Origin of the sequence: Streptomyces sp. MK37H, from assembly GCF_018035285.1 — a bacterium.
In the GTDB taxonomy this organism is placed as follows: domain Bacteria; phylum Actinomycetota; class Actinomycetes; order Streptomycetales; family Streptomycetaceae; genus Streptomyces; species Streptomyces endocoffeicus.
Map to the genome: position 1 here is coordinate 1 of NZ_JAAAYH010000335.1, position 9975 is coordinate 9975.

Annotated in this window: 6 protein-coding genes and 1 pseudogene; 2 read left to right on the forward strand and 5 right to left on the reverse strand. The window is 73.3% G+C overall.

Features of this window, described 5'->3' with window-relative positions; genetic code table 11:
- The 5 genes from GWI24_RS33025 to GWI24_RS33045 all read right to left on the reverse strand — a co-directional run.
- Positions 1 to 1033: NAD-dependent epimerase/dehydratase family protein (locus tag GWI24_RS33025; RefSeq protein WP_210949731.1), on the reverse strand; the 1033-nt coding region annotated here is incomplete at its 3' end.
- Between the two features lie 73 nt (positions 1034 to 1106).
- Positions 1107 to 2942 (reverse strand): transketolase, encoded by a 1836-nt coding sequence (locus GWI24_RS33030; RefSeq protein WP_210949732.1) that lies wholly within the window; start codon positions 2940 to 2942, stop codon positions 1107 to 1109.
- A 17-nt stretch (positions 2943 to 2959) separates the two neighbouring features.
- The gene (locus tag GWI24_RS33035; RefSeq protein WP_210949733.1) at positions 2960 to 4285 is read right to left on the reverse strand and encodes an NAD(P)/FAD-dependent oxidoreductase; all 1326 of its coding nucleotides are present in this window, start codon (positions 4283 to 4285) and stop codon (positions 2960 to 2962) included.
- A 188-nt stretch (positions 4286 to 4473) separates the two neighbouring features.
- Positions 4474 to 5685 carry an FAD-dependent monooxygenase gene (locus GWI24_RS33040; protein ID WP_210949734.1) on the reverse strand — a complete coding sequence of 404 codons (1212 nt, stop codon included), beginning with the start codon at positions 5683 to 5685 and terminating at the stop codon, positions 4474 to 4476.
- Between the two features lie 144 nt (positions 5686 to 5829).
- Positions 5830 to 6696: an Fpg/Nei family DNA glycosylase gene (locus GWI24_RS33045; RefSeq protein WP_210949735.1), complete on the reverse strand. Its 867-nt coding sequence runs from the start codon at positions 6694 to 6696 to the stop codon at positions 5830 to 5832.
- 157 nt (positions 6697 to 6853) lie between these two features.
- Between GWI24_RS33045 and GWI24_RS33050 the strand changes: the two genes are divergently transcribed.
- Together GWI24_RS33050 and GWI24_RS45775 are read left to right on the forward strand one after the other, a co-directional pair.
- Entirely contained in the window at positions 6854 to 9637 is a 2784-nt protein-coding gene (locus GWI24_RS33050; RefSeq protein ID WP_210949736.1) for a peroxidase family protein, read from the forward strand.
- 74 nt (positions 9638 to 9711) lie between these two features.
- Positions 9712 to 9975: pseudogene (locus GWI24_RS45775) on the forward strand (LacI family transcriptional regulator); the annotation flags it as partial.

Here is a 9975-nt window from a genome sequence, read left to right on the forward strand (position 1 = left end):
GCTTGGGGGCCAGCGGCGCGGTCTGGTCCATACCGGTGCCGCGCCGCAGCCCGGTGAGGAACTCCTGGAGCGTCTCGACCGCGGTGTGCCGGGGCCGCCAGCCCAGTTCCTCCTGAGCGCGGGTGGTGTCCATCAGCGGGAGCCGCAGGGCGGCGTCGAACAGCTGTGGCGAGGGCGGCAGCAGATGCAGATGCCAGGCCGTGGCCATGGCCGAGCGGGCGGCGAAGCGCGGGATCCGCATCGTCCGCGCGTCGAGCAGCCCGGCCAGCGTCTCGCCGTCCACCGGCGGTTCGGCCGCGAGGTTGAAGGCGCCGCGCACCTGCCGGCCGAGCGCCAGCCGGTACGCCTCGGCGGCGTCGTCGGTGTGCAGGACCTGGAGCCGCAGTCCGGGCAGGTCGAAGACGGCGGGCAGGAAGGTGGAGCGGACCAGCCGCCGGGGCAGGAACGGGCCCATGAAGAGCCGTCGCTGCTCGGCCGCCGCCTCCTCCTTGAAGAGGAAGCCGGGCCGCATCCGTACCACCCGGACCTGCGGATGCTCCCGTTCGAAGACGTCGAGGATCCGCTCCACATACGCCTTCTCACGGCAGTACGCGGCCTCCGGCCAGCCGTCGGTGGGCCAGGACTCGTCCACCGGGCGGCCGTCCTCGGGGCCGGGCGAGTAGGCGCCCACCGAGGAGGCGTACACCAGCACCGGCACCTCGGCCCGTGCCACCGCCTCGAAGACCCGCTTGCTGCCGAGGACATTGGTGTCCCAGGTGACGGCGGGCCGGTGGCTGGGCTGGATCAGCCAGGCGAGGTGGATGACCGCGTCGGCGCCCTCGAAGTGCCGTACGAGGTCGGCCTCCTCACGGGCGTCCCGCCCGATGTCCGCCCGCACCCAGGTGGTCTTCGGCGGCGACCAGCTGGGGACCCTGCGAGCGACGCCCACGATGGACTCGATGTCCGGGGCCTCGCCGAGCGCGCGAACGACGCTCGTACCGGCGTTACCGGTGGCCCCGACCACCACCACGCGCATTCCGTGCTTGACACCCATGTGTCCGCTCCTTCCGGCAGCGTCGTGTCGTCCTCGGGCCGTCCCGGTCTCCGCCCTGGAACCAGCCCTGGTTTCAGCCCTTGCCGACCAGTTGCCGCGCGGCCGTGACGATCGCGTCCGCGTCGATTCCCGCGTCGCTCAGCTGCTCGGCGGGGGTCGAGGAGGCCGGCATCACGCGCACCGCGAGCCGGATCATCCGGGGCACCGGACGGCCGTCGCCGAACGCCTCGAGCACCGCGTCGCCCAGTCCGCCCTCGGGGTGATGGTCCTCCACGGTGACCAGTCGGCCCGTCGCCTCGGCGGCGGCGCGCAGCGTCTCGGCGTCCACCGGCTTGAGCGAGTACAGGTCGATGACGCGGGCCGGGATGCCCTCCTGGGCGAGCCGGTCGGCCGCCTCGATGGCCTCATGCAGGGTGACCCCCGCGCCGACCAGGGTGACCCGGTCGTCGTCGCTGGAGCGCACCACCTTGGAGCCGCCGATGGGGAAGCTCTCGGTGGGCGGGTAGATGACCGGCGTTCCGCCGCGAGTGGTGCGCAGATAGCGGATGCCGGACTCCTCGGCCATGGCCGCGGTCAGCTGGGCGGTCTGGTTGGCGTCGCACGGGTAGAGCACCGTGCTGCCGTGCACCGCCCGCATGGCGGCCAGATCCTCCAGGCCCATCTGCGAGGGGCCGTCCTCACCGATGGCCACCCCGGCGTGGGAGCCGATGAGGTTGAGGTCGGCGTCGCTGATGGAGGCCATCCGGATGAAGTCGTAGGCCCGGGAGAAGAAGGCCGCGAAGGTGGAGACGTACGGGTTCCAGCCGCGGGTCTGCATGCCGACGGCCGCGGCCACCAGCTGCTGCTCGGCGATGAAGAACTCGAAGTACCGCTCGGGGTGCTCCTTGTGGAAGTACTCCAGGCGGGTGGAGTCGCCCACCTCGCCGTCGAGCGCCACCACATCGCCGCGAGCGGTGCCGACGGCGGCCACCGCCGCACCGAACGCGTCACGGCTGGGCACCGAGTCGCCGGTGTTGTAGCGCGGCAGGGCCAGCGGACCCTCGGACGCGGGCCGGGTGGGGGTCACCGAGGGCGGGCCGAGCACCGGTACGGCCATGTTGCGTACGCCGCCGAGTTCGGCGATGGCCTCGTCCGCGTTCTTCAGCGGCTTGCCGTGCATGCCCTCGCGGTTCTCCACCGAGGCCACGCCACGGCCCTTCATGGTGCGGGCGATGATGGCGGTGGGGCGGCCGACGGTGGACATCGCCTCGGCGTAGGCGCGGTCGATGGCCTCGATGTCATGGCCGTCGATCTCGATGGTGTGCCAGTCGAAGGCGCGGATGCGCCGGGCGTAGGCGTCCAGGTCCCATTCGTGGCGGGTGGGCCCGCGCTGGCCGAGCCGGTTCACATCGATGATGGCGGTGAGGTTGTCCAGCCGCTCGTAGCCCGCGTGCTCGAACGCCTCCCACATCGACCCCTCGGCCATCTCGCTGTCGCCGCACAGCACCCAGACCCGGTAGGGCACATGGTCCAGCCGCTTGCCGCTCATCGCCATGCCCACGCCGTACGGCAGGCCCTGCCCGAGCGATCCGGTGGCCACGTCCACCCACGGCAGCCGGGGGGTGGGGTGGCCCTCCAGCCTGCTGCCGCGCTTGCGGAAGGTGATGAACTCTTCATCGCGGAGGGCCCCGGCCGCCTTGTACACCGAGTAGAGCAGCGGGGAGGCATGGCCCTTGGAGAAGATCAGGTGGTCATTGCCCGGGTGGTCGGGCTGCTCGAAGTCATAGCGCAGATGGTTTCCCATCAAGACGGCCAACAGGTCCGCCGCCGACATCGACGACGTGGGATGGCCGGACCCGGCGGCCGCGGCGGCACGCACCGAGTCCACACGGAGCTGCTGCCCGAGCTCGCTGAGTTGTTCGTGTCGCATTGTTCTCCTTCCAGGTTTCACCGGCGGTCAGCCGCCGCCCGGGCGGTCTGCGCGACTTCGGGCGACTCGGTGTCCAGCGGCACCGCCCAGGGCGGGATCACCCCGAGCTGCACCCCCTGGCGTGGCAGCACGGCGTCGAGCAGCCAGTCGGCGGCGACCCGGACCCGGTTCCCCGGCATCGCCATCAGGTGGTAGCCGCGGGTGAGCGCGTTGGCGATCGGCCCGGACAGCGGGATGTGCAGCGGGTCCGCGGCGGCCTGCACCCCGCCGAGGTCGACGGTGAACCCGAGGTCGTGGTGTTTGTACGGCTTGGCGGTGCCGCGCCCGAGGGAGGCCAGCAGATTGTGGCCCGCGACCTTCCCCTGCCGCTGGGCGTGCTGCGCGGTCATCGGGGTGAACTGGCCCGGCCGGGTCAGATCGGGCACCGCGGCGGCGTCCCCGCAGGCCAGCACGTCGGGATAGCCGGGCACGGCCAGATACTGGTCGACCCTCAGCCGGCCGCGTTCGGTCGGCAGCCCGAGCTGCTCCACCAGCGGGTCGGGGCGCACCCCGACACACCAGATCAGCGACCGGGTGTCGACGAACTCGCCGTCGTCCAGCAGCACGCCCTCCGAGGTGGCCTTCTTGACCGTGGTGCCGGTACGCACCTCCACACCCCGTTTGCGCAGCACCCGGTCGGCCGTGCGGGACAGCTTCTTGTCCAGCTCGGGAAGGACCCGGGGGGCGATGTCGAGCAGCATCCAGCGGGGCCGCGGCGCGTCGCGCAGCGAAGTGTTCTTCCGCGCGAGCGAGTCGGTGAAGAGCACCCCGTGGGCGGCCACCTCGGTGCCGGTGTAGCCGGCGCCGACCACCACGAAGGTGCGGCGGGCCTCCCGCTCCCGGGGGTCGGCGGCGGTGCCGGACATCTCTATCTGCCGGGTGATGTGGTCGCGCAGATAGAGCGCCTCGGGCATGCCGCGGAAGCCATGGGCGTGCTCGGCCACACCGGGGATCGGCAGCAGTTTGTTGACGCTGCCCACGGACAGGACGAGCCGGTCGTAGTCCATCTCGCCGGACCGTCCGTCCGGGTCCCGCCAGGAGACCTTGCGGGCGTCCAGGTCGACGCCGTGGACCTCGCCCAGCACCAGCCGGACACGCGGCAGGGTGCCGGTGAGGGAGACCGAGACACGCCGGGGTTCCAGGACCCCGGCCGCCACTTCGGGCAGCAGGGGCAGATACAGGAAGTAGTCGTTGGGATTGATCAGGACGATGTCCGCCGCGCCGCGCAGGGTGCGGGAGAGCGTACGGGCGGCCTGGTAACCGGCGAATCCGGCACCGACGATCACTATGCGTACTGGGCTCACACGAATCTCCCGGGCATACGGGGCCAGGGAGCACCAAGTGCCCGTGAGAACCCGGACCAAACGTGGGGCCCGATCGGCCCCGCCCCCGGGGCCGTGTTCGGGGGGCGGTTCCCGGCCGCGGTCCCGGGGGCGGGGCCGGGGTACGTCAGGGACGCGCGGACGCGCACGTCAGGGACGCGGCGTGTACGTCAGCGGCGCCGGCGGGCCGTCTGCGCGTCGATCCGCTCGTCCCAGTCGATGCGGTAGCCGGTCAGCCAGTCCGAGGAGCCGTTGCCCGCCCGGTCCAGCTTGCGCGGCATGGTGACATCGCGCAGGGCGCGCGCCACGGGCCCCGGCGCCGTGCGGCGGGCCATGCCCGCGCTGGCCGCGGCGACCTTCTCGACCCGCTCCCGGCGCAGCGCCTCGTAAGCGGCGAAGGCCGACTGGGGCGTGCGCAGATCGCGCAGGCATTTGGCGAGTACGACACCGTCCTCGATGGCCATCGAGGCGCCCTGTGCGGCGTTGGGCGCGCAGGCGTGCGCGGCGTCGCCGACGATGACCATGGCCTCCTCGGACCAGGCGGGGGTGGAGATGATGTCGTAGGCGGCGGTGGCCACGATGGTGTCGCCGGTGGCGCGGACCAGGTCGGCGGCGGGGGTGTTGTCCTCGGCGAAGAGCGTCAGCAGCCGCTCCCGCCACTGCTCGGAGGTGACGGCGGCGAGCTCGGCCTTGGACATCTCCTCGGCCGGGGCGTTGCAGAACCACCAGACCTCGCCGTCCGGGGCGGTGGTGCAGCCGAAGAACGCCTGCTTGCCGAAGATCATCGTGTAGGCGTCGGGGTCCGGGGGCGAGTCGGCGTCGCGGGTGTAGCCGCAGACGGTGTGCTGTCCGGTGTAGCGGGGCCGCGGCGCGGCCGCGTCGATGAGCCTGCGGACGAGCGAGTGGATGCCGTCGGCGCCGATCAGCATGTCGCCCACGGCGCGGCCACCGTCGGCGAAGGAGCCGACGATCCGGCCGTCGGGGCTGGTGTGGGCGGCGAGCAGCCGCTTGCCGTGCTCGACGCGCACTCCGCGGCGCACCGCCTCCTCGCGCAGCACCCGGGCGAGGGTGGCGCGCTTGAGTGTCACGGAGCCGAGGCCACCGTCCTGCGATCCGGACATGGGACGGTTGCCGAGCCGCTTGCCGGTGTTGCTGATGAAGTCGACGCGGCCGGCCGGGAAGGAGTTCTTCAGCACGGGTTCATGGGCGTCGATGGTGCGCAGTGCCTCCAGGCCGTTGGCGGCGACGACGAGGAACGCACCGGCGTCGATGGCGTCCGTGGGGTACGTCTCGTAGACGACCGCGTCGATGCCGGCTTTCCGCAGGGCCATCGCGGTCACCGTGCCGGCGATGCCGCCACCGATGATCAGGGCTGTGGTCATGGTGCTCCGTGACGTGGCGTGGGGTGTCGTGTCGTGTCGTGGGATTGCGACAGCACCATATGGCGGCCCGGAGCTCCCCGGGTCAAGAGCGTCACTTCAACTAACGGGCGCAGGGCGGCATTTGGGGCGGAACCCGGCAGGCAGCTACTTGAGCAGCCGGGACAGCCGCCGGTCGGCGAGCGGCTTGCCGCCGGTCTGGCAGGTGGGGCAGTACTGCAGCGAGGAGTCGCGGAAGGACACCTCGCGGACGGTGTCCCCGCACACCGGGCACGGCTGCCCGGCGCGGCCGTGCACCCGCATCCCACCGCGCTTCTCCCCCTTGAGGTCGGTGGCGGCCAGGCCGCGGGAGCGCTCGACGGCGGAGCGCAGCGTGGTGCCCATCGCCTCGTACACCCCGGCGATCTCCTCCTCGGTGAGGTCCGAGGCGAGCCGGTAGGGCGACATCCGGGCGGCGTGCAGGATCTCGTCGGAGTAGGCGTTGCCGATCCCGGCGATGACGCTCTGGTCGCGCAGCACCCCCTTGATCCGGTGGCGTACGCCGCGCAGCAGTCCGGCGAACGCCTCCGGGGTGAAGGAGTCGTCCAGCGGGTCCGGGCCCAGCCGGGCGATCCCAGGGACCTCCTGAGGGTCGCGGACCACGTACACCGCGAGCCCCTTGCGCGTCCCGGCCTCGGTGAGGTCGAAGCCGGAGCGCTCCGGCCCGGCCAGGAGCAGCCGCAGCGCGAGCGGGCCCTTGCCGGGCCGGGGCGGGGCCTCGGGGAGCCCGTCCCGCCAGCGCAGCCAGCCCGCCTTGGCGAGGTGGACCACCAGATGGGGGCCGTCGGTGGCCAGGTCGAGGAACTTGCCGTGGCGGGCCGCCGCCGTGACGGCGCGGCCCTCGAGCGCGCTCAGCGGCGGGTCGTAGGTCTTCAGGACGCTCACCGCCACGGGGAGGACGCGGGCGATCTCCCGGCCGGCGGCGCGCTCGGCCAGGATCGCGCTGAGGGCCTCCACCTCGGGCAGCTCCGGCATGCCACCAGTGTGCCGCAGGCCGGAGCGGAATCACCCGCGGCGGCCCGGGTGACCGATTCCCCCCGGTGCACCGCTCCGGGCTGCGGCCCCGCGCACCCTCCCTTAGCGTCTCATTTGTTCCCCATCGTCCCTGCCTGCCCCGTACGGAGCGTTCCCCATGGTCGACACCGGACAGCAGTCCGTACGCAGCGAGGCGGCACGCGGCGGTGAGGCACGCGTGGGCGAGACGGCGCGGCACGAGGTGGCGGGCGGGACGGCAGGCGCGGCGTACGAGGGCTATGAGGCGTACGAGGGCGGCAGCCCCGAGGCCGAACGGCTGCGCTTCCAGAAGCTGACGCACGAGCTGATGCGCATGCAGCGGTACTCCGACGGCACCGACGGCTCGGGCGCCCCGCGGCCGCTGCGCGCCTTCCGCGGCGAGGCGGCGCTGGGCGTGGAGAACGCCCGGCTGCGGTTCCGCGACGACCTTCCGCCGGAGCTGTGCGTGGGATACGCCCGGCCGGGCGCCGAGTACCCGGCCGTGGTGCGGCTGTCCAGCGCGGGCGGTTCCGAGGGGTACGGCGCCACGCCCGATCTGCGCCGGCTGGCGGTGCGGGTCCAGGCCGGTCCGGAGGAGACCCACGATCTGCTGGCCACCAGCTTCCCGGTGTCCCATGCCGCCGACGCGCATGAGTTCGTCGCCTTCGCCAAGGCCACGGCGGGCGCGGGGAGCACCGTGGAGAAGGCGTTCGGGCTCTTCGTCCGGCTGCCGCTGGCCGTCGGCTGGGCCACCGCCGACCGGATGCGCCGCAACATGCGGATCGCCACCCGCCACACGGTGGGCTCGCTGGCCCGCGAGACCTTCTGGAGCCGGGGCGCGATCCTGTGGGGCCCGGCCGGTCCGGTGCGCTACCAGCTGCGTCCGGCGCCCGGCGGCACCCCCGCTCCCCCACCCGACGGCGGCGACCCCGGCTATCTCCACCGTGAGCTGGCGATGCGGCTGTCCACGGGTGACATCGCCTTCGAGCTGTGTGTGCAGCGCTATCTGGACGACCGCCGCACCCCGGTCGAGGACGGTTCGGTGGAGTGGCGGGAGAGCGACGCGCCGGTCGTCCCGGTCGCGGTACTCACCGTGCCGTGCCAGGACCTGGACAGCGCCCGGGCCCGGTCCGCGGCCCGCCGGGTCGAGCAGCTGGCGTTCAACCCCTGGCACACCACCGAGGAGTTCCGTCCGCTCGGCAATCTCAACCGGGCCCGCAAGGCCGCGTACGAGGCCGCCGCGGCGCACCGGCTCGGCCTGCGCTTCCCCACCGCCGAGCAGCGGCCCACCGCGCCGCTGCCCGCCCCGGTGCGCGCCGCCTTCGACCTCCCGGTGCGCGCCGCCTTCGACCTGCCGGTGCGGGCCGCCTTCGACCTGGTCGACCGCTGTGTGCCCTGGCACCGGCTGCCGGCGCCGCTGGGGCTGCTCAACCCGGCCGCGCTGGGCCGGACGCTGCGCCGGCTCGGCCTCGTCGAGGGGGACGACGCATCCGAGGCCCCGCAGCGCCCCGCCGCGGCCGGGGAGAGACCCCGGGTGGCGCGCTCGTACGACGGCCCGACGGGCGATCCGGCGGTGGCGCGGAGGGACGTGGCCGGGGCCGCCTCCGGCCGTGGCCTCGCACCGCTCCACCGGCCCGATCTGATCCATGTGCCCCACCCCGCCACGGTCGCCGGACAGTTGCTGCACCGGGAGCGCTTCCGGCCCGCCACCTCGCTCAATGTCCTGGCGGCCACCTGGCTCCACCTCCAGTCCCCCAACTGGGTGGACGGCGCCTGCCACCGGTGGGACGGCTCGCGGATGTACGGCGGCGGGCCGCGTCTGGAGGACGGCCATCTGCCGCTGGGCCCGGGCGGGGTGCCGCCGATCGGCACGCCCGGCGGCTGGTGGCTGGGGCTCAGCGCGATGCACACGCTCTTCGCCCGTGAGCACGACGCGGTCCACGAGGCGCTGCGCCGCACCCATCCGTCGATGAGCGGGGAGTCGGCGCACCACACGGCCCGGCTGGTGGTCTCCGCGCTCATCGCCAAGATCCATACAGTGGAGTGGATCCCGGCGATCCTCGCCACCGGGATGAGCGACATCGGCTCGAAGACCAACTGGCAGGGCCCGCCCGCCCATTGGCTGTCCCGGCTCGGCCTGTGGCTGTTCGAGGCGAGCGCGTCGGCGGGTCGCCCCGGTGGCGTACCGGACCACCCCGAGATGTCGTCCGCGCTCGCCGAGGAGTTCATGGCGGTCTATCGGACGCATCCGCTGCTCCCGGACGACGTCGAGCTGTGCGACCACCGTTCGGGGCGGCGGACGCGGTCGCTCGGCTTCGACGAGGTGCGGGGCCCGGCGGCCGAGGCGGTGCTGCGCAAGACGGGGCTCGCCGACACCCTGTACTCCTTCGCCATCGCGCATCCGGGCGCGATCACCCTCAACAACTGCCCGTACGCACTGCGGCGTTTCGAGCGGGACGGCGAGATCGTGGATCTGCCGGTGGTGGATCTGGCGCGGGCCCGGCGGCGGGGCGTACCGCGGTACAACGACTTCCGGGCCCGGCTGGGCACCCCCCGGATCCGCTCCTTCGAGGAGCTGTCCCCCGATCCGGACACGGTCGCGCGGCTCGAAGCGGTCTACGGCTCGGTCAACCAGATCGACACCTTGGTGGGGCTGTACGCGGAGAACCGGCCCGAGGGGTTCGGCTTCAGCGAGACAGCGTTCCGTGTGCTGCTGCTCATGGCCACCCGGCGGATCCAGGACGACCCCCTCCTGACCGTGGACTTCCGGCCCGAGGTGTATACGCGGCTGGGGCTGGACTGGGTGGCGAAGTCCAGCATGACCTCGGTGATCCTGCGGCACTGCCCGGAGCTGGCCGGGCTGCTGCCGCGCGGGGCGAGTCCGTTCGCGCCCTGGCGGCCGGTGGCGCCGTCCCTGTCCTGACCGCCGCACCCGGGCTCTCCGAGCGGACCGCGCCCGACTGGACCGGTTTACCGACGCGCTATCGTGTGGCGGCTCCCCGCGTCCCCCCGCTGCGGCGGCTCGGCCTGCCCGCCGTGGTGGCCGGGCACCCCTCGCTCGCGGACGGGTTCACCTCGGTGTGGACGGACGACGCCACGGCGGTCACCGAGGCGGTGCGCTATCTGGTGGCGCTGGGCCACCGCCGGTTCGCCCGGTGGGCGGCGCCCCCGGGCTCGGGCACACCACGATCCGCGAGGCCGCCTTCGAGGCCGCCGTACGGGAGGCGGGGCTGGGCGAGGGCCACACGGTGGCCACGGACT